Source organism: Pseudoalteromonas obscura, assembly GCF_030135505.1.
Taxonomy (GTDB): Bacteria; Pseudomonadota; Gammaproteobacteria; order Enterobacterales; family Alteromonadaceae; genus Pseudoalteromonas; species Pseudoalteromonas obscura.
This window is the reverse complement of sequence record NZ_JASJUT010000017.1, coordinates 59593-79726: the sequence shown is the minus strand read 5'-3', so window position 1 is coordinate 79726 and position 20134 is coordinate 59593. Positions and strand designations below refer to the sequence as shown.

Here is a 20134-nt window from a genome sequence, read left to right as displayed (position 1 = left end):
GTTTAAATATGATGAGGCTATCCTGTTTACATTCTGCAAAATACTTCTTGGGAGAAGTTGAGCACCAATATGATGATGTTGAAGTTTTTCACAGTGTGTTAGCAGAACATGGACTGCCAAATATGCCCAAACTGTTTGCTTGGGGCGGGTATCGCACGTCGGCCAAAACGATATTTGAAATGGCGTTTGAGTCTATGCAGCAGACCCTTGCTGCCGCGCCAATCGAAGCACAAGAGGTTGATCTGGTCATCATTTGTAGTTCCGATTTCAGCCCAGTGGACGAAACCCTTTCGTATAGCCAGTTACTGCTGTCTTTGGGTATGGAGCGCGCGTTTCCGATGGGAGTTACCGTATCAGATTGTGCCAATCTATTGTCAGTATTAGATATGGCTAAGCAATTTATTGACAGTGGTAAATATCAACATATTTTGCTGGTAACCAGTAATAAAATTCGTGATGAGCGGCATCGTTTTCAAGATTATGCGCTGTTTAGTGATGGCGCAGCAAGCTTTATGGTGTCTAACAAGCAGGTGTTGAGCCAGGTGCCTGAGGACGGGCTGAATATTGTGGACTCTCAAATCAATGCACATCTACAGTTAAAAGTGGCTGGGGAAGACATTGACGATACGCCGCTCTTTACTGCAACCGCACAGCAATTAATGGATCGTAATCACCTCACAATTCGCGATCTGAGTAAAGTCTTTAGCAACAATCTCTACATGCCGGTGATCACCCTCAAAGAGGGCAGTATTGGCGTCAGCAAATCACAGCTCTATTTGGATAATATCGCTCGATTTGGACATTGTTTTTCTGCCGACTCAATTATTAATCTGGTCGATTATATGGCCAGCTCAACGGCGGCGCATGGCGAGTACTTTGCGCTGCATTCCAGCGCTTCGGGGTTAAGGGCGCAGGTGCTGTTGCAGGCATGTCGAGACTAAACATCCCCATCAGGTAGAGATACCTGTCTATATACAAGGAATATTTAAAAATTACCGGGTAGGTGAGCAGCTGCCCGTGGAGGCGTATATGAAAGACAGTGCACAGGATATGCTCGCTGCGCGGTATGCTTTTTCCGATTCCGTGGTGGTTAAAAACCGCATTTTTAAATCGGCGATGAGTGAACAGCTAGGTGATAAAAATCATAATCCAACTGATAAGTTAGTGACCTTATATCGTCTGTGGGCAGAGGGTGATATTGGCATTTCAGTGTCTGGCAATATTATGATTGATAGGACGGCCCTATCTGGGGCTAGGGATGTGGTATTAGATCAACACAGCGATCTGGACAGCTTTCGTCGCTGGACGGCTGCGGGCAGTGAAAATAACACCCATTTTTGGGCCCAAATCAATCACCCTGGGAAGCAAATTATCAGTCAGTTATGTGCTCAACCAGTGGCCCCCTCAGTGGTACCGCTGGGCAATGGCCTTGCGCGCCACTTTAATGTGCCACGGGCACTGACAGACGAGGAAATTTTGGCCCTGATAGACAAGTTTGCCAGCTGCGCAGCGCGGTGCAAAGAAGTGGGCTTTGGCGGTGTGCAGATCCACGCAGCCCACGGCTATCTGATCAGTCAGTTTCTCTCACCGCTGCACAATATACGCACAGATAGATGGGGCGGGAGCTTGCAAAACCGGATGCGCTTCTTAGTGGCCACCTATGAGTCAATTCGCCTAGCGGTCGGCCCGAATTATCCGGTGGCCATAAAACTCAACTCGGCAGACTTTCAGCGGGGCGGATTTAGTGAAGCGGAGTCAATGCTGGTTGCCAAAACGTTGGATGAAATGGGGGTTGACCAAATAGAGATCTCTGGCGGAACTTATGAAAACCCGGTCATGATGGGGAATATGAAAGAGAGCACGCGAGCGCGGGAGTCCTATTTTTTAGAATATGCCAAGCAAATTCGCACTCAGGTTAACACCGCATTGGTTGTTACGGGCGGGTTCCGAAGCGCCACAGGGATGAGAGCATGCCTACAGAGCGGCGCTGCGGATTTTGTGGGGGTCGCGCGGGCTTTGGTGATTGATCCTAAGTTTGCCACACAGGCGCTCTGTGATACGCAAAGCGGCCTGACCTTACCGAGAGATCCACAGGGAGAGCATATGAGCATCGCTTGGTATGAGAGTAAGATAAGAGGCCTGACTCGTCAGGCTGGCGCAGTCAAGATGTCAAAAATAACAACACAAGAGGGAGTCTAATTGTGCGTGAAACAGTATGTGTGACGGGGGCCAGCGGCTATTTAGGGACCCATGTTGTCGCTGAGTTACTCTCACAAGGTTACCGGGTGAGAGCCTCGGTGAGGGATATAGCAAGCGAAGGGGCGCAGCATCTGCAGCAGCTAGCTCAAGTACATGGTGCAGATACGCTCAAGGTGATGTGCGCTGATTTTACTGTGCCAAAGAGTTTAGATACAGTCCTGGCAGACAGTGACTTTTTGATTGCTTGTGCGGCAACGACGGCACTGGGGTTTACCAGTGATGTCGATGTGCCACAAACCCATCAGGATGCGAACATCATTGGTACCGACAATATGTTGCAAAGTATAAAGCGCAGCACTGGATTGAAAAAAGTCATTTATAGCTCTTCAATGGCCGCGGTATTTCGTTCGGATGTTGCCGACGATCATCTATATGACGAAAGCGATTGGAACAACGATATCAAAACCAGTAGTGAACCCTATTTTTATTCAAAAACACAGGCTGAACAGCTGTTAAAGACCCAGTATGATGCGGATACATCAGATGCATTACCCACACTGGTGCGATTTAACCCGTCGGTGTTGATGGGGCCGTTTAATGCCAAAGCGCATCAAGATTCCAGTATTTCTATATTGCGGAATTTACTTGATGCCCGAGCAAGTGGCTGCCCTCGCTTGTATTACAGCATTGCCGATGTGCGCGATGTCGCGAGAATATATGTGGAAGCTTTGCACAACCCTGCTGTTGAAGGGCGTTACTTACTACCGGGTAAATCAATTTCGCTGTTAGGTATTGCCGCAGTTGTCGCGCAGCATTTTCCGGAATATAAAATGCCGAACCGTGAATTAAAGGATGCGATGGTGTACGCCTTAGCGGCGCACAATACGGGCTTAACCACGGCTTATCTCGACAAGTTCTTGGGTATTGAGCACCGCTTTGATGACAGTAAGCTAAAGCGGGATTTCTGTGATCCATATCGCATTGATTTGACGCAGACCATCATAGACTCGGTGACCGCGATACGCGCAGTTGCTCAGCCGGGTATCAAGTCTGCGGTTTAATCTAGGTTGGTTCTGGTTCTGGCTCTGGTTCTAGTGCTGGAAACCCCCACATGGCTTGAATGTGCGTGGGTAGCTGTACTAGCTCGACGGAGAGTGAAGCACTGTGTACATATGCACTATTGGATATCGCATCCCCCATAGGTAGACATAGCGGTTGATAACCTGCATCCAACAGACTTTGGTACAGCGGTGCAAAATCATCGTATGCTCGAATGCCGAGGGCGATATTGAGCACCCCTTGATCTGTCTGGGCTTTAGTGTGATGGGCACCGGTATCGTTATATTGGGTGAGCTGCAAGTGATACCCGCCGCATACCAGAGTTTTACTTCGTTGCGTAACCCCACTGTATTGAGGTTGCTCAGACAAGCGTTTAAATTGTGGATCAAAATGCGATGGTACCGTGGATTCAGATAACCCAAAGCCCTGGGTGAAGTGGGAAACCTCTCTATCCAAATCATTCACGGTGGCCCCGACTCCGCGAAGTGTGGGTTTAGTCAGGGTATGCGAGGTCGCGTTGGAAAAAATATCCAATACATTGTTATCGATGTCTCGGACCAACAAATGCTCAGTGCCCTGATCGTGATATCGGCATATTTGACGCATATGGGGGGCAAGCTGGGGGTCTTGACAGATCTCATCTAGGGATGGAGCCTCAATAAACAGCATATTGTAGCCGCGTGTGAGCATATTTTCTGTGTTATCTGTCGAGTGGGGCTGTTCAAAGTGAAAGATCTCCAATTGAAAAAATGGGTCGTCGCCAGTGAGCCAATAACATTGTGCTCGCACTTTTTTGCAACTGAAAATGCGTGCGGCGGCAATACCGCGTACCGTGCGCTCCCCGCTGTCTTGATAACCCAGCAGCTTTTTATAAAAGCTGCTGCATAAATGGGGATGTTTAGTGGTGAGCGCCAATTGACAAAGATGTGGATACATAACTGTGTCCTATGCAGTTGGGTTGTGCGCAAGCGGAGTAATGCTCAAGGAAAAATCTGGGTCAAGAGACAGAGAAGGCTTAGTGTAGTCCAGTGCCAGATCAGCAATATTGCCCTCGTACTTAAAATCTGCAAATTTCAAGATAGTGGCGAGGTTGAGCGGTAAAATAATGTTGGATAAACCTGCACCAATACAGGTATGTGGGCCTTTTCCAAAGGGCGCATAGGCTTCTGATTCAACATCCGGATCAGCAAATCGATGTAATTTAAACGTATAGGGATCGCTAAAATAGCGAGCATCGGTGTGGCAGGCTGACAAGAAAAAGATCAAGGTCTCCCCCTGCTTTATTTGATAGCCATTGAACTCAAAGTCATTGGTTGCAACACGGTAGATGGCAAATGCAGGCGGGTATAAGCGCATGATTTCTTTGGTGAACAAATTGATTTTGGTCATGTCGTTGATCACCGATAGGTCGGGCTCATCGAGGTTTAATTGCGCGACTTCTTGCTGTAATTCTTGGCGAATATCAGGGTTGAGTAAGAGCTCTCGTAGGGCAAAACTTAAGGCAGAGGTAACCGTATCAATTCCCGCAAGAAAAGGAATAATGGCGTGATTACGTATATCTCCGGGTGTGAACCACTGCGGTTTATTCTTAAGCCCTTGTGAGATCAACACATCAATATAGCGCTCTTTTGCATGCTCGGCTTGTTCATTGTGAATGATCCGATCGGCAAGGTCATGCACGGTTTTCTTCGCTTGTAGATATTCAGGCGAGGTCAAAACCCTTTTTGAAATACGCTTAAAGGAGCAGGCGTTCATGACCGTTGCTTGATAATCGATCAATGCTTCCACTTCTTCAGGAGTGGGGGCATAACCTTGCAATGCATACCCTATTTGCGTCGACAAAGTGTGGCGCAGAAACGGACAAAGCCGTGTTGACGGCTCGCTATACTGCGTACTTAAAATATCTCGAAAAGTTTTCCCAAACTCGCCGACACTGTCTTTTAAAGATGCTTTACAAAACATCGGGGCCATCAAACGGCGTTGATAGCGGTGTACATCGCCATCTACGCCAATAAATGAGTGCGGACAATTCATTTCATCCAGTGTATCTGACCAAAACGCATTTGAACTCAAAAAGTCCTTACTCTCAGTACTCATAAGTTGGTTGGCTTTAAGTCCAGCCAATACGGTGACTGAACTTTTCTCAGAGCCGATTCTAAATATATCACCGTATTGGTCATAGCACTGACGCAAGTATGTAAGTGGGTTGTCTAACCAGGTGATTGGCTTTTTGCCATCTGTGATATTTTTTGCGATGGGGGGCTTGGTCATCGCCTGTTCCTGCAAATTCGTCGTTGTCACAACAATTTCCTTTTTATTGAAAAGCAAGAGCCCAAAATTTGGGGCTTTGCACAGCTGGCCTAGATTGAATGGGCCATGTTTTTCTTTGTTATATTTCCAGTGCGGTTTGAGGTGCTGACACTGGTGCAAATTTGAATTCCCATTGAAAGTGGAACTTGTCGAGCTGGTGTTGCAATTGCTCGGCAACCTCATCTATGTCTTCGCGTTGCTGGGCAAAGTGGATCCTGACAATACTGCCTGTCGACACATTGTTGATGACCTCAACTGTGAACTCTAGCGTATCATGCAATGCATGTATGACACTGCTGACGCAGTTTATCAGCACCTCTTGGCGCAATGGCAATTTGAAAATTTTGCCAACGGGGGTCACAGGTAATTCAGGTACAATCATTACTTCCACTGGTGATGCCGCAGGTTCCGGTATGTTATCTTTACAATATTGCTTTAATGTGTCCGCAGTGAGTGATGAGCCAGCGTGGAGCGTCACATAGGCGACAGGCAACTCACCGGCGTACGCATCGGGCTTTCCGACGGCAGCAGCCATAATGACATCCGAGTGCCCCACTAAGGTATTTTCAATGATCAGTGGATCGATATTGTGTCCACCTCGAATGATCAAATCTTTCTGTCGACCGGTCAGCCACAAATAGCCTTCAGCATCGAACTTACCCAGATCTCCGGTATTCAACCACCCCGGCTCAGGCCACGCATTTGCATTGGCAAAGGCTTGTTTATATTCAGGGATCACATTGGGACCTTTGATCAGCAGTACCCCGACTTCACCGTGTGCACATTCTTTTATGATCTGCCCATCGTCGTCCAGTTGCACGACACGAATGGCTTGATAGGGGACTCTCATGCCAACGGAGCCAACTTTACGCGCACCATAATAGTAGTGTGTTGACGCGCAGGCGGTGGTTTCTGTCATGCCATAGCCTTCACAAATATCGGCCCCTGTGCGCTGGGTAAATTCATTGATGAGTACTTGTGGCATAGGGGACGAACCGCAGCCACAATAAAAGAGGCTGTCGATGTCGTGTTGTTCGATTGGCTGCTCTAGCAATGCGGCATAAACGGTGGGAACACCGGCAAAAAAGTTGATTTTAAAGCGTTCGACAATAGCCCAGAAATCTTGCATGAGTGCCTTGTTTCTAAATCCCTGCTGTCCTGCTAATAGCAGCTCAGAGCCATTGAGCAATGATGTTAACGAGGACACCACAATGGCGTTGACGTGAAATAGCGGCAGTGCACACAATGACACTTTTGATTTGGTGTTGAGTAGGGCTTCATTGGGACCGACAATCAGCATTTGACAGGCATTCACTATTGCACCTCGGTGGGTGTGCCTGGCTATTTTTGGTGTGCCTGTGGTGCCGCCGGTATGAAAATAGGCAGAGGTTTCGTGACCGCTCAATGGACGATGAAAAAGATACTGATCTGTAGGCTGCTTTTTCAGCTCAGAGTGCCAGTCTATCGCCTCCTTGCAGGGCGCACCTATGGTCACTAATGTCACTGGATGGACGGTGTTGTGCTTGACTGCCAGCGCTTTTTCAAAAAGCGCTGGGTTAGCATCACTTGAAAGTGTCACTAAAATGCGTGCTTGGGTTTCTTTCATAATGCCGCAAATATGTTCTACTTCCAGAAATGGATTGATAGGTGTGCTGATGGCGACCGCCTGAGCCCCCCACAAACCAAACACCATTTCGGGCATATTGGGCAACAAAAATGCCACCGAACTGTCGCTATCTATCCCCAATGAGTGGAAAAGATTGGCTGCACCAATACATTGCTCCTGAAACTCTATATAACTCCAGCTTTGCACCGGATCGTCCGCGCGTCCATTGGGTAAGTAGCTCATTGCTCGGGCATGTTGGTACTTCTGTGCAGCGATGGAGAGGGCATCGGTCACCGATTGGCAGGGAAAGCGCTCAGAAGCTGGGTGCTTTTCCAATTGTTCGATGTCGTGAATGTCACGAACCTGCTCGGGATCACCAGCAAAGCGCTTCACAAAAGGATGAAACAAGTATTCTTGATTGAGGGGTGAATCATGCATTTTATTTAAATTCCTTATTAGCCCTAGTGTTGCCAACTGATATTGTAACGTGCCAAGTCACCATGGTTTATGATGTGGCTTGGCACTGCACTGAGCGCGTCTGAATTTATCGGTCAGTCACGACATCGGGTGTGGTATCCAGCATATTAAGCAAGTGTCATCATTAACTTTGCGGAAAGATAGAGACCAATGCCAAACGACAGATGCGCCAACAGGCTTCTAAATCTCAGTGTGTTGGGGTTGGGTAGCTTGGAGGCCGCGACTCCCATGCCAAAACATGGCTGCATAATGAAAAAAGGAAATACAATGGTGACAACCCCGGCTACCAAGGCGGGTAATAGGGTCGGTGATTCAATCCACTCACTGCCCAGCACCAAAAAAAGCAGTGACGCGAAGGCAACACCAATCACGTAGTGTGCGATCCAACCAAGTGTATTTTCGCCAGAGACTGGTGGTGTTTTCATGATGCCTTGATGAAATACTTTGCCTTTGGTGAGATAGACAAACCACCTGCCAACCATACCGTAGTTTAATGAAGGGATGCCAAAACTGACTTTTAATAGTAAGGCCCAAAGATCCATGATCAAGGTTGCACCTATCCCTACTAATATAACTTGAACTAAAGATTCCATTTTTTTACCTGTGTCTTTTTACTATTTGCATGTATATACGAACCACAAACGTGATCTTATGATGATCGTACGCGCAAGTGGTGACATGCGCGACAACACATTTATCGCGTGGTGAATGACTCACAATATATACTCAGTGTTTCTTGCGACAACGTCTTTGACTGATACTACATACATCGTCGGGTGTCTAATACCATGGTGAATGCCACAATATTACAGCCTAGTATATCCATATCGTGGCGCATATTTCAACGAAATATCAGCAGTCTATATGGGTCAGTTAGCACATTCATCGCAGTATATCTCGGCGCGGATAAAGTAGCGGTATTGCTGGTATCTCTTTGCTAAACGGGGTTTAAATGGCCTGACAATTAAAGGATATCGCGATTGTGAGATTCGAGGTAATCGATTACTTTGGCCAGTGCGGCGTTCACATCCGCAGTTTTTCCCCAATCTAACTCTTGCCAGTCAATACCCGTATCTAATTGGAAGATATTGGACTCAAATAACGTCTTAATTGTATTGGCTGAGTTAATTTTCTTGAATTTAAATGCTGAGTGCGGGGGGGAGGCTTTCTGTGTTGTGCCATTCAGCACGCAATCAATTTCATCATTAATGTGCTGCTTATCCGTCACGTTGAGGACGCTTTTGTCGTGCTTTTCTTTGTACTGCTCCTCTATAGTCAAGACAATTTTTTTGGCTTTCATAAATGGCAAGGCGATACCATTTTCGTATGCTGAGAGTACACAGGGGTAACGAGTAAGGACTTTATAGTTGTCAAAAGAGCCCATGGAGATCCCCAGTATGCTGACTGTATCTCGCACGGTCAGTTTTTTAAGTCCGAGTCTGAGTCTGGCGTCTGACAAGGTTTGCAATTCGAGTAGTGCGGCATTAAAGGAGACTAATTTGCCATACTGAGGCAGCTCTTCGCGGCTGGCATTTTCTTGAAACTGCTTGGTTTTTAGTAAGATAGGTTCGCATTGATAAACTTTAAACTGGGAAACAGAATTAATACCATAGGTATACAAAAGAGCAAAATATCGGCGGTGGCCTGTTAAAATTTGAAATTGACCATCGTGAATTGGGTAAACAGTTGGCACCTGAATGATTTCTGACATGGCCAAGTTGTTGGCTAAATCGACGATAGAGTGAATGGTTTCGTTTGCTTTTTTCCAATCAGATGAGCCGTGGGGGAGACAATTTATAAAACAGTTGTGACCGACAAGTACGAGACCCTCGGCATCATACATCTTAGCCAACGCTCGCTTAGAAATTTTCCTGTTGACGAAAAGTGCTGCATCTTCATCACTGATCATTACCGTGGGGAGGTAACGCGCATTTGTCGGATCGGGCTTTACGTTACAGAGGAAAATAGCCTCGTAAGAGAAATCTTCATCTTTAAAGCTCATTTCCTTGTTCTTCCCTAAAAATGAGATAACTTTCTGTTCTAAACTGATCATGCGGCTACCAAAAGAATAGTGATATTAAAAAGAGTTACATTTGCCTAAGTAAGACTAGTACGCAAGTCTAACTCTTGCTAAAGAGAATTTCACCTTTATTGCAAAAATAGTGTTTTTCAGAGCATGAATTAACCTGTCGTGTTGTTTATTGACGTATTGAATACTATAAAATCTAGGTTTTTTTGGATTCACTCTTATGAATTCGTGCCTGTTATTAAATAATTAATATAAATAAAATAATCGTATTCAGGCTTAGCAATTTGTCTCATGCGTGAGACAAATTGTCGGGGCGCGCTATTGTAAAAGGTTCTGAGCTCTGCAAGCTGGGCCCAGAGGCGCAGCTTAAAACAAGATCACGTAAGGTATACGTGAAAAATCACGGACAGGGTCTGTGATGGTGAAGGAATGAATACCGTGTGCACGGTATGGCTGTGAGTTGATGACAATTGAGGACAAGCACAGATGAGACGTAAATAGTTATTTACAAATTAACTATTTATCACTGGCCAATTCTAACTCAGCAAAGCGCGACATATCATTTGGTGAAGATAATGCTGGCTCAAATTCACTATTCATAAAGCGTTCTACCACTTTTTCTAGCTTAATGTGTATGCCGTTGTTTGAATCCGAATACCCTAACTGGTAACCCGCTTCAAAGGCCAATATTATTGCTTTTTTTGTATTCATAACCACGTCTATTCCTTCGTCTGTTATCCCCTGTTAAAATTATATATTTTATAACAGGTTGAAAATCAATCTATCATATCCATTAGGTGCTTATCTACAGGAAAGTAAATTTTTTCACATTTTCCCGGTTGGTAAGCAATCATTTATCCTATATAGGAATTGTTTCAATTTGTAGAAGGTGTATAGGGTGATCTGCATTCATTTTTCGTGTGCAAGAGTGACTTGAGCCGAATCTTTTATTGGGTTAGTATCAGAATGTCATGTTCAATGACATATCATAATTTGAGACATATCATAAATTGATTTTTCGAGGATGCGAAGTTAATGGAAGGAATATACCAGTTTGTTCAGAGTACTTTCTCTGAAGTCTGCAATATCGATAGTGAAGAGATCACGCCAACGACCAATCTGTTTTCAGACTTGGGCATAGAAAGCATGGACTTTATGGATGTGTGCTATTTAATTGATGAGAAATATAGTATTCGTATTCCCATTGGTGAATGGATGGGACGGGTTAATGAAGGCGATGAGTCAGCAGCAGACCTCTTTGTATTCGAAGGCTTTGTAAAAGCGGTATCTAAGCTAGTTGAAGCTGAATTTGCTTAATGCTACTTTGTCGTTCTAAGAAGTGATATCTAAAAGAAATTTATAAACACAACTCTACCCGTATGCGTATACCCTATGCCAGTGCGGTTACCTGTGTCTGCTAGATGCGGGAAAGAATAGTAACTTGTGGACCCCACAAGTTAAGTGTATGAATGGTTATTTTAGATAGGCCAATTATAAATAATATGATCTGCTGTTGTGCGCAATCGCTGTGTTTTTTGCGCGACTGAAAGCTGTTAGAGCATGCAAACGGCTGACATATTTTCAATACTGTTACACAGCCGCTGAGTGCGCACTAACAGGTAGTTAGGCATAGCGCATTAAGTGGTGTTATCGGTCAGAAGTTTTGGAGAAAACTCATGGATAGTTTGCAGTCGTTTGATGATAACGCACCAATAGAGAGGGTTATTACTGCACTTTTAAAAGATGGCGCGGTTATTCTTGAAAAGTTGATCAGTGATGATGAAGCCGAGCAATTAAAAGCCGAAATCGAACCAGCGTATGATGCATTTCATGGCAAGGCCAATTCCAAGTTCTATGGGTTTAAAACCCGCAGGGCCCTGAGGCTGTTTGAGTACTCAAATAAAGCAATTGAGGTGTGTAGTCACCCTCGGGTCCTTGAGATCGCGGATAATATATTGCTACCACACTGCGACTATTATCAGATAGATAAGTCAGTAGGTATCGAAATATTTCCCGGCGAAGACAAGCAAGCAATACATCGAGATGACGTACAATATCCAATCCAAATGCAGGGTATGAACTTGATGTTTAGTTGCTTAGTCGCATTGGATGAGTTTACCCATGACAATGGTGCAACCTTGGTGGTGAAAAATAATCGCAGTATTCACAATGAGCCGACGTATGATCAAGCCTGTTCTGCGGTGATGAGCAAAGGGTCTGCGGTTGTTTATTTGGGCAGCACATATCACGGTGGAGGCAGTAATGACAGTCTTCACTCGCGCAGTGCGCTAGCCACCATGTATAGCCTGGGTTGGTTAAGGCAAGCTGAAAACCCGTACTTGTCGCTTGCACCAGAAACAGTCGAGAAGTTACCACTGAGAACTAAGCAGTTACTTGGGTATAGGCAGTTTGGAAAATACCTTGGTCACTACCCTCGGGATCCCGAGCGGCGTTATCCTGGTGGGTATTAATCCATGACACCTTTTTATTACTATCAGAATTAGCAAGGATCCAGAGTTGCAACATGAATAAATTGGCACCAAAAAACGGCAAATACACAAGTTATCAGGATGTGATCGCAACCGATAAAATAGCCCCGCCGGAGGATATGCATATGCACTCTTCGGCGCAATATGATTTTCACTCTATTTCTAAAGCCCGTTATACCGAAGTTGAATACCATGATTTGGAGATGAAAAAAGTTTGGTCACGCGTTTGGCAAATGGCGTGTCGTGTCGAAGATATCCCTGAAGAGGGGGATACCTATGTCTATGAGATTGGCCATCTATCCTTGATAGTTGTGCGTGTGTCAGACGATGAGCCGCAAAGCTTGAGTGAGACCAAGGTTATCAAGGCATATTATAACTCCTGTCGCCATCGTGGACGTAAACTGGTTGAGCATAACACCAGTGTGCAATGTATCAGATGCCCCTATCATGGTTTCACTTGGTCTCTAGAGGGAGAATTAACTGAAATTCCATATGAGTGGGACTTTTCCAAAATCGAAAAGAAGTCGATGCCACTGCTAGAAGTGCGTGTCGATGTGTGGGATGGGTTCGTATTCATTAATATGGACCCAGATGCCGAGTCACTTAAATCCTATTTAGAGATTTTACCTGAGCAGCTTGCCAATAATTTTTACGGCGAGCAAGTTGTTGTAAAACATAGTCAACAAGTGTTACCTGCAAATTGGAAAACCGTCATGGAGTCCTTTATGGAAGGGTTGCATGCCCAAGAGACCCATGGTCATACATGGGCGCATCTGAGCGATATATTGCAATATGATACATTTCCGGGTGTCCGCCATATATCGAGAAGCTTTCACGCCGTGGGGCTGCAGGTCAGTGAAGGTCGAGAAAAGCTGACCGAGCAGGAGATCATGGACCACTTCCATTACAATGTGCATCTTGGCAACCCTGATACGCCGCCGCCTCAGTTAGGTCAAGGGGTAACGGCTCGGCAATATATGGCAGATATCATGCGCGCCCAGCATACGTTAAAAACGGGCAAAGACCATATGCATCTGTCCGATGCTGAGGCTCTGGATGTGCTGCAGTATACTTTGTTTCCTAATATCATCTTGTTCCGTGGGATCACGCTGCCGATTATTTTACGCTTTAGGCCGAATAAAAATGATCACAGCCAATGTATTTTCGATATCTTCTTTCTTGAAGATAAGCCGAAAAGCGAAGTTGAATCTCCCGCTGTGGAAACCGTTCATATGGCTGCAGGTGATACCTATGAAGAAGCTGGCGTCTTGGAAGATTGGCTAGGCCATGTGTACGACCAAGATATGGTGAATATTGAGAACATGCATGGCGGCTTGCTATCAGGGCCAGATCAGGAAGTGTATCTAAGTGACTATCATGAGTCGCGGATCAAGCACTTTCACCATGCATTGAACCTGTACATGAATAAAGAGCTAGGAGGCGAGTAATGCTGGTCAACAATGAAACATGTGTGTCTACAAAGCCTTATTTTGAGATCCCAGATAAACATGTGGCTGAATTTTTAGAATACTGTGACAAGTTCATTGCCAAGACGGCCAATGAACCTAAATGTATGCATTATATTTTTTCTTTTGATGGTAACAAGGGCCACTGCCAAGAGTGCTATGAAGATGCAGAAGGCGTCTTGGCGCATTTGCAAAATATTGATGAGTTAAATCGCCAGGCAATGCATTTGGCGACAATATTTCGCTATGAGGTACATGGTCCAAAAAGTGAATTAGATAAACTCAGAGGGCCACTGGCTTTTTTGAACCCGATTTATTATGAGACCCGATGCGGTTTTCGTAAGGTATTGGAACCGACGAGTTAAGGCGAGGTGGGCGGATAAGGCGGCTACACATGTTATGGCATACAGCAAAGGTGGGGTACCGATGTCCGCTACTTTAGATAGCCTTTTTATAAAGTGAAAACTTTGATAAGTGGGGGTTCCCACTTTAAACAAAGCTTAGTTAGTTGTCGTTTAACAGAGCAGGTGCTTTTTTATATGCGAGCACCGTGTTGTCTAGGCGCGTACAGATAAGATGGATGTAGTGGCAGTATCCTCTGCTTCAGCAATATGGATGTGAACACTGGCAGCGATGCCAAGTGGTGAGCGCAAAAATTTGTTAGCTAATGCTTTACTGGTGTGAGTAGATAGGCCGTCAACGTTTACTCAAAATGAACAAGATAATCTTTATTGGTGCGAAGTTATATTATGAACATGGATGCATTTAAGCAACGAATTCAATTAAAAAATAGTGAAATCCACTTGAGCTCTGCTCCCGAATTAACCGATGGTAATACGGCTCTATTTGCACAGCAAGTACGTGCATTATTAGAGGGAAAGTTACCGTTAGATGAAGCGCACCTGAAAGGGCATGTCAGCACTGACAGCACAATTCCTTTTAGTTTGTCAGATATTCAATATGCTTATGTGATCGGTCGAAATCCAGGCGTTGAGCTAGGAGGCCGCTCTAGCAGTTTTTATATTGAGATTGATGTTGAAGATGCGGACATTGACGCATTAACAGCTTCTCTCAATCATGTGATCTCACTGCACCCAATGTTACGCGCAGTACTAAGCGGTGATGGCCAACAAAAAGTGCTCGAACAGGTGTCGCCCTACCAAATTGAAACACTGGATGTATCAGGCTTGGAAAAACAGGAGCAGCAAGCTGCATTGGCCGCACATCGCCATGAGTTAGAGACTACATTATTACCTTTAGATAAAGCCCCTTCTTTTGTGATCAAGGCCATTCGTCTAGACACGGGCCTAGTTCGCCTGGCAATCTATTTTGATTTAATTTTTGTCGATATGCACAGCGTATATCTCGTGCTACAAGATTGGTTTGACCATTATCAAAACGGCACTGTGGCCACGCAATCACGGCCTAGCTTCAGTGATTACTTAAATTGTGAAGCATTACTCACTGATGAAGCGCAAGGTCGAAAAGATGTGGCATACTGGGAAGACAAACTCAATAAATTGCCACAAGCACCTGAAATGCCGTTAAAAAAGGCACCTAGTTTACTGTCTCAACCACAGTTTTGTCGCTTGTCTAAATCTTTGCCAGCAACGCTCATTGAGCAACTACGAGTCGTTGCACACAACGGCGGAATGACACTCGAAACTTTATTTCTTGGCGCCTATGCAGAGGTGGTTCGTCAGTGGTCAAAGGCACAGAACTTCACCCTGACCGTGACCCAAATGAGTCGTCGCCCCTATTTTGAAGGTGTAGAACACACGGTGGGTAACTTTTTACAACCTGTGTTGTTGCCTGTCGAGGGAGGAAAAAGCGAGACATTTTCCCAGCGATTATTGGCCTTACAATCATCCATCATCAGCAATCGCCTGCACTCGTCCCACAATAGCATCAAGGTGCTAAGAGCACTGACCAAGCAAAGTCAATCAAATCGCGCGGCATCATTCCCTGTGGTATTTAGTAATACACTCGACTATGACCTACAAGAAGTCGTGAAAAGCCCTTCTTGGCCTGGTATTCACAGTCGGTATATGAGTAATACAACGCCGCAGCTGTGGTTAGAAAATCAGCTTACCTATGAACAAGGGCAAGTAACGATAAATTGGAACTATGTTGAAGAGTTATTCCCAGATGGCATGATCCAAGAGATGCAAGAAGCGTATCTGACGTTGTTAAATGCCTGTGCCAGCGATGCAAAATTGCTTGATAAGCAAGGTGAGGTTGTTGATTTACCTGAGCAGGATGTCAGAGCACGACAACAAGCAAATGACACGGAGATAGCGCTCAACCCGACTTTACTACAAGATTTAGTGCTAAACGCAGCGCACAAATACCCTGATCAGGTTGCCTTGGTACAAGGTGATCGCCAAGTCACTTACTCAGAGCTGCTCAACAAAGCACAGTGGATTGCCAATCAGATCGGTCGCAATGTTAATATCTGCGCCAATGATATAGTGGCCGTCACTCAGCAACAAGGCCCAGATCTGGTCATTGCGATAGTCGGTGTTTTGTTATCGGGAGCCGCTTATGTGGCGATAGACCCTAATCTACCCAGTGCCAGAAAAGTGAAATTACTAGAGCGCTGTGATGCCAAAGGGGTGGTTGGAGACACAAATACCCTAGCTGATTTTACGCAGATCAGCGATGTCCCGCACTGTGACTTATTCGGATATGACGCTACGCAGACTGCATCAACAGTATCACACCCCGTTCCCGAGCTGGATGATTTGGCGTATGTGATCTTCACATCAGGCTCCACCGGAGAGCCCAAAGGCGTGATGATCTCCCATCGCAACGCCGCCAATACGGTAATAGATATTAATCGTCGCTTTAATGTTAGCAGCGATGATGCGGTACTCTCCGTAGCCCCTGCTGGATTTGATTTATCTGTATACGATTATTTTGGCGTGCTCGGTGCTGGAGGACGGGTCGTCTTTGGCAAGCCCGAATCGGCACAAGATCCGCTTTTGTGGTATGAAGAGCTGGTCGCGCATGACGTGACAATTTGGAATAGTGTTCCGGCACCAATGAAAGCGTTGGTAGACAAAAATACCCACAATTTATCTCAGTCAAAACTCAGGTTGGTATTGATGAGCGGTGACTGGATCCCGGTTGATTTGCCCGACCGCATCAAAGAAGTATTGCCGCACTGTGAAGTCATCAGTTTGGGCGGCGCAACCGAAGGCTCCATTTGGTCTATTTTCTACCCTATTCAAGCCGTTGATGACAAATGGTCGAGTATTCCTTACGGCAAGCCATTGGCAAACCAACGTTTCCATGTATTAAACGAGTGGCTGTCTCACTGCCCGCGTTGGGTGACAGGTGAGCTGTACATTGCCGGTGAAGGGGTTGCACAAGGGTATCTTGGCGATAAAGAAAAAACTGCCCAGCGCTTTTTTGACCACCCTGTAACGGGAGAGCGCTTGTATAAAACTGGTGACTTAGGAAAATACATCGCCGATGGGTACATTGAGATTTTAGGACGAGAAGACAATCAAGTTAAGATCAACGGCTATCGAGTTGAACTTGGTGAAGTTGAAGTGTGTTTATTGGATCATGAACACATTAGCCATGTCGTGGTGGGGGCGCCAGCACACCCAAGAACAGGACAGAGGCACATCGTCGCATGGATTGTTTCTGATAAGCCTCAAGCTGAGTTAGATCATGACGCGCTGCAAACCCAGTTGCGAAACCTCGCCCAGCGTGAACTCCCCAACTATATGATCCCGTCTTATTATATTGTGTTGGATGCGATGCCACTTACCAGCAACGGAAAAATAAGTCACAACGAACTGCCTAGCCCTTGGCAAGATCTGGACAACGAGGCGGAGCAGAGTGTGCAAGCGGGCAATGAAATCGAAGCTGCACTGCTTGATATCTGGATCAAGCAGCTTCAGCATGATTCGGTCGATGTGACCAGCGGCTTTTTTGATATTGGTGGAGACTCATTACATGCTGTGGCGCTAATAGGCACGATCAGAGAGCAATTTGGCATCAATACTGATACCGAACAAGAGATCGTGGAAGGGCTATTTATGAACTCAAATATTCAATATTTTGCCCAACTCATCCACAAGGACCACGAGACCGAAGTAGAATAAGGAAAGCGTCAATGTACAGCGATGAAGTACATAATCAAGTTTTTGATTACATTGTTATTGGGGGCGGAACGGCCGGATGTGTCATGGCTGCTCGATTGTCTGAAGATGAGCAGGTCTCGGTGCTATTAATTGAGGCAGGTCAGGACTCGGATGCAAATGAGGAAAATAGCCCACTAAGAGATGCCTCTCAATTGGTTTTGGATGGGTATAATTGGGATTATGAAGCGAACCTCAGTGGCAGTAATCGCTTCTTATCAGAACAGCCTGAGGCGCCCGCGAAACCGGGCAAGCGTGCGCCGGATAAATTATTTGGCTACAAAGCGGGCAAAGTGATGGGCGGTTCATCAGCGGTCAATGGCGCTGTGGCGCTGCGCGGGTTTCCCAGTGACTTTGATACATGGGCTAAACTGGGCTGTCCAAACTGGCAATGGGATAAAGTAAAACCCTGGTTTGATCATTTAGAAGCGGATGCAGATTTTGGCGACACCGACCGCCATGGTAAAGATGGCTACTTGCGGATCCGGCGGCCCTCTGAGGCTGAACTGCACCCATTGGATGTGCTCTTCTCTCAGATCTGTCAAGAACATCACATTCCCTATACTGAAGATTTAAACCACGGTGAGCAAACGAGTGTGGGATTGGTCCCTTCCAATGTTGGTCACGAAGCTGAGCGACTGGATGTGTATCGCTCGTATCTTGAACCTATGCGTGGTCGGAAAAACCTCCATGTTTTAACCGATGTTATGGTTTCTCATGTGCAGTTTTCGGGAAACAAAGCGACTGGGGTTAGGGTGCTACAAGGCAACTCAGCGCGTGAACTACAGGCGAAACATGTGGTGCTCTGTGCTGGCGCGATTGGCAGCGCGGCAATTTTACAGCGTTCAGGCGTGGGGGATGCAACTCACTTAGACAAGCTCGGGATCCCTGTGGTGGCAGATTTACCTGCTGTAGGGGGCAACTTACAAGATCACAGTGCCGTAGTGTTGTGGGCCAAGCCCAAACAAGCGCTATGCACCACTGGTTCACCATGGCGACAGGTCGCCGCCCGATTACCCAGTGGTCATGACAGCCAAATTGATGTGCAAATTGGCCTGCTCAACAATGTGAGTAGCAAAACGGTACCGAGATTTAGTCAACAAGGGGAAGACACCATGCTTGTGGGCGCCTCGGTGATGTTGATGCGGCCTCAGGCACGCGGCCGGGTGTTTATTGAAACGCCATGTGCAAAAACCAGCCCTGTGATAGATTTTCCTATTCGCCAACACGATGAAGATATAAAGCGTTTGATAGGTGGAGTGAGAAAGATTTGGTCGGTGATACGACACGAGAAACTTGCTGACTGTCTAGAGGACATTCCTATCTGGTCCGACTCCATGATCAACAATGATGTTGTTATGCACAATGCGATGAAAAACCTCGTAAACCCTGGTTGGCATGCCTCAGGCACTGTGTGTATGGGCGAGCCCGGTCAAGCGGGCACAGCCGCTGACGAACAGGGCAAGCTTCATGGTCTTGAAGGGATCACGGTCGCCGATACCTCGCTGTTCCCACGTGTCCCGTCGATGCCGACCAATTTAACCACCATTATGGTAGCGGAGCGGATCGCCAATAGTTTAAAAGTAGGAGCACTACAATGAGTGTGGATAAAAAAAGAGTTGTGTACGCATTTCCGCACTTGGGGGCGGGGGCTGCGGTATATAACGCGTGGAGTAAATATGCGCAGGAACAGCCTCAGCTGTTGTTCAAAGCGATTGAGATCCCAGGTAGAGGCGCATTAGGTGGAGAGGCACACATTCAAGAGTTGGACGAGTTAGTAAATAAGCTCGCCGATGCGTTACATTTGCACTATGTCAGTGCACAAGATCAGTGTCAGGATTGGGTCACATTTGGGCATAGCTTTGGTGGCGTGATCAGCATGGCGGTAAACCAATTGCTAGAGCGTAAATACGGGATGAGACCGACATTTAGTATCATTTCTGCTTCGCCTGCCCCCTGCGTGCAAGAACAGGAAAACCTGCATTTGCTAAGCGATGAGGCGATCTTGGAAAAAATCAGAAGAGATAAAGGCACGCCCGAGGCGGTACTGAACCAGCCTTTGATCGCCAACCGACTGATCAAGCAGCTTCGCAGTGACTACACAGTGAAAAGTCAGTTTGGCGCGTTAAAACACATGCGAGTTAAACAGCCACTAACCCTTATTACCGCATCAAAAGACTTTGATGTGCCAGAGCGGGATGTCTTCGCTTGGCAGGAGCACTCCACTGGCAAAACAAAACACGTGGAAGTGGCTGGCGACCATTTTGCAATTTATGACAATTGGGATGTGGTGGAGCGAGAAATGTTGCAAGGGTTAGTGTCTGAGCAACCGGTATGTTAGGGAA

General features: G+C 46.1%; 16 protein-coding genes. 10 read left to right on the top strand and 6 right to left on the bottom strand.

Annotation, left to right across the window (positions count from 1 at the left end; all coding sequences use genetic code 11):
• Nucleotides 1-8 precede the first annotated feature (8 nt).
• From QNM18_RS25490 to QNM18_RS25480, 3 genes are all read left to right on the top strand, one after another.
• Nucleotides 9-941 (top strand): hypothetical protein, encoded by a 933-nt coding sequence (locus QNM18_RS25490; protein ID WP_284138798.1) that lies wholly within the window; start codon nucleotides 9-11, stop codon nucleotides 939-941.
• A gap of 88 nt (nucleotides 942-1029) precedes the next feature.
• Complete coding sequence (locus tag QNM18_RS25485) at nucleotides 1030-2199, top strand: NADH:flavin oxidoreductase/NADH oxidase family protein (RefSeq protein WP_211013247.1); 1170 nt, start codon at nucleotides 1030-1032, stop codon at nucleotides 2197-2199.
• A 2-nt stretch (nucleotides 2200-2201) separates the two neighbouring features.
• Nucleotides 2202-3260 (top strand): NAD-dependent epimerase/dehydratase family protein, encoded by a 1059-nt coding sequence (locus QNM18_RS25480; protein ID WP_211013246.1) that lies wholly within the window; start codon nucleotides 2202-2204, stop codon nucleotides 3258-3260.
• A gap of 1 nt (nucleotide 3261) precedes the next feature.
• Here QNM18_RS25480 and QNM18_RS25475 read toward each other — a convergent pair whose 3' ends face one another.
• The 6 genes from QNM18_RS25475 to QNM18_RS25450 all read right to left on the bottom strand — a co-directional run bounded on the left by QNM18_RS25475 (nucleotide 3262) and on the right by QNM18_RS25450 (nucleotide 10391).
• Nucleotides 3262-4194, bottom strand: coding sequence for a hypothetical protein (locus QNM18_RS25475; RefSeq protein ID WP_284138797.1), 933 nt, complete (start codon nucleotides 4192-4194; stop codon nucleotides 3262-3264).
• Nucleotides 4195-4203: 9 nt separating this feature from the next.
• Nucleotides 4204-5559, bottom strand: a complete 1356-nt coding sequence (locus QNM18_RS25470; protein ID WP_211013244.1) for a cytochrome P450 — start codon at nucleotides 5557-5559, stop codon at nucleotides 4204-4206.
• 88 nt (nucleotides 5560-5647) lie between these two features.
• A complete protein-coding gene (locus QNM18_RS25465; RefSeq protein WP_284138796.1) occupies nucleotides 5648-7612 on the bottom strand; it encodes an acyl-CoA synthetase in 1965 nt (654 codons plus the stop codon).
• A 146-nt stretch (nucleotides 7613-7758) separates the two neighbouring features.
• The gene (locus tag QNM18_RS25460; RefSeq protein WP_211013242.1) at nucleotides 7759-8244 is read right to left on the bottom strand and encodes a DUF2938 domain-containing protein; all 486 of its coding nucleotides are present in this window, start codon (nucleotides 8242-8244) and stop codon (nucleotides 7759-7761) included.
• A 371-nt stretch (nucleotides 8245-8615) separates the two neighbouring features.
• Nucleotides 8616-9704, bottom strand: a complete 1089-nt coding sequence (locus tag QNM18_RS25455; protein WP_284138795.1) for a hypothetical protein — start codon at nucleotides 9702-9704, stop codon at nucleotides 8616-8618.
• Between the two features lie 492 nt (nucleotides 9705-10196).
• The gene (locus QNM18_RS25450; protein WP_284138794.1) at nucleotides 10197-10391 is read right to left on the bottom strand and encodes a hypothetical protein; all 195 of its coding nucleotides are present in this window, start codon (nucleotides 10389-10391) and stop codon (nucleotides 10197-10199) included.
• Between the two features lie 324 nt (nucleotides 10392-10715).
• Here QNM18_RS25450 and QNM18_RS25445 point away from each other — a divergent pair, with 324 nt between their 5' ends.
• The 7 genes from QNM18_RS25445 (at nucleotide 10716) to QNM18_RS25415 (ending at nucleotide 20130) form a co-directional block, all read left to right on the top strand.
• Nucleotides 10716-10997: a phosphopantetheine-binding protein gene (locus QNM18_RS25445; protein ID WP_023402296.1), complete on the top strand. Its 282-nt coding sequence runs from the start codon at nucleotides 10716-10718 to the stop codon at nucleotides 10995-10997.
• 359 nt (nucleotides 10998-11356) lie between these two features.
• Nucleotides 11357-12151 (top strand): phytanoyl-CoA dioxygenase family protein, encoded by a 795-nt coding sequence (locus tag QNM18_RS25440; RefSeq protein WP_211013240.1) that lies wholly within the window; start codon nucleotides 11357-11359, stop codon nucleotides 12149-12151.
• 53 nt (nucleotides 12152-12204) lie between these two features.
• Nucleotides 12205-13617, top strand: coding sequence for an aromatic ring-hydroxylating oxygenase subunit alpha (locus QNM18_RS25435; RefSeq protein ID WP_284138793.1), 1413 nt, complete (start codon nucleotides 12205-12207; stop codon nucleotides 13615-13617).
• Nucleotides 13617-14000, top strand: a complete 384-nt coding sequence (locus QNM18_RS25430; RefSeq protein ID WP_190337413.1) for a putative quinol monooxygenase — start codon at nucleotides 13617-13619, stop codon at nucleotides 13998-14000. Before QNM18_RS25435 ends, QNM18_RS25430 begins: the two co-directional genes overlap by 1 nt.
• Nucleotides 14001-14384: 384 nt before the next feature.
• Nucleotides 14385-17753, top strand: a complete 3369-nt coding sequence (locus tag QNM18_RS25425) for a non-ribosomal peptide synthetase (protein ID WP_284138792.1) — start codon at nucleotides 14385-14387, stop codon at nucleotides 17751-17753.
• A gap of 11 nt (nucleotides 17754-17764) precedes the next feature.
• A complete protein-coding gene (locus tag QNM18_RS25420; RefSeq protein WP_211013237.1) occupies nucleotides 17765-19390 on the top strand; it encodes a GMC family oxidoreductase in 1626 nt (541 codons plus the stop codon).
• Complete coding sequence (locus QNM18_RS25415; protein ID WP_284138791.1) at nucleotides 19387-20130, top strand: thioesterase II family protein; 744 nt, start codon at nucleotides 19387-19389, stop codon at nucleotides 20128-20130. Before QNM18_RS25420 ends, QNM18_RS25415 begins: the two co-directional genes overlap by 4 nt.
• Nucleotides 20131-20134: the final 4 nt, after the last annotated feature.

Bases quoted from the DNA above. Each gene is read 5' to 3' on its own strand.
- QNM18_RS25490 (WP_284138798.1), top strand. From the start codon at position 9: ATGATGAGGCTATCCTGTTTACATTCTGCAAAATACTTCTTGGGAGAA.
- QNM18_RS25485 (WP_211013247.1), top strand. From the start codon at position 1,030: ATGAAAGACAGTGCACAGGATATGCTCGCTGCGCGGTATGCTTTTTCC.
- QNM18_RS25475 (WP_284138797.1), bottom strand. From the start codon at position 4,194: ATGTATCCACATCTTTGTCAATTGGCGCTCACCACTAAACATCCCCAT.
- QNM18_RS25465 (WP_284138796.1), bottom strand. From the start codon at position 7,612: ATGCATGATTCACCCCTCAATCAAGAATACTTGTTTCATCCTTTTGTG.
- QNM18_RS25460 (WP_211013242.1), bottom strand. From the start codon at position 8,244: ATGGAATCTTTAGTTCAAGTTATATTAGTAGGGATAGGTGCAACCTTG.
- QNM18_RS25455 (WP_284138795.1), bottom strand. From the start codon at position 9,704: ATGATCAGTTTAGAACAGAAAGTTATCTCATTTTTAGGGAAGAACAAG.
- QNM18_RS25450 (WP_284138794.1), bottom strand. From the start codon at position 10,391: ATGAATACAAAAAAAGCAATAATATTGGCCTTTGAAGCGGGTTACCAG.
- QNM18_RS25445 (WP_023402296.1), top strand. From the start codon at position 10,716: ATGGAAGGAATATACCAGTTTGTTCAGAGTACTTTCTCTGAAGTCTGC.
- QNM18_RS25440 (WP_211013240.1), top strand. From the start codon at position 11,357: ATGGATAGTTTGCAGTCGTTTGATGATAACGCACCAATAGAGAGGGTT.
- QNM18_RS25435 (WP_284138793.1), top strand. From the start codon at position 12,205: ATGAATAAATTGGCACCAAAAAACGGCAAATACACAAGTTATCAGGAT.
- QNM18_RS25430 (WP_190337413.1), top strand. From the start codon at position 13,617: ATGCTGGTCAACAATGAAACATGTGTGTCTACAAAGCCTTATTTTGAG.
- QNM18_RS25425 (WP_284138792.1), top strand. From the start codon at position 14,385: ATGAACATGGATGCATTTAAGCAACGAATTCAATTAAAAAATAGTGAA.
- QNM18_RS25420 (WP_211013237.1), top strand. From the start codon at position 17,765: ATGTACAGCGATGAAGTACATAATCAAGTTTTTGATTACATTGTTATT.
- QNM18_RS25415 (WP_284138791.1), top strand. From the start codon at position 19,387: ATGAGTGTGGATAAAAAAAGAGTTGTGTACGCATTTCCGCACTTGGGG.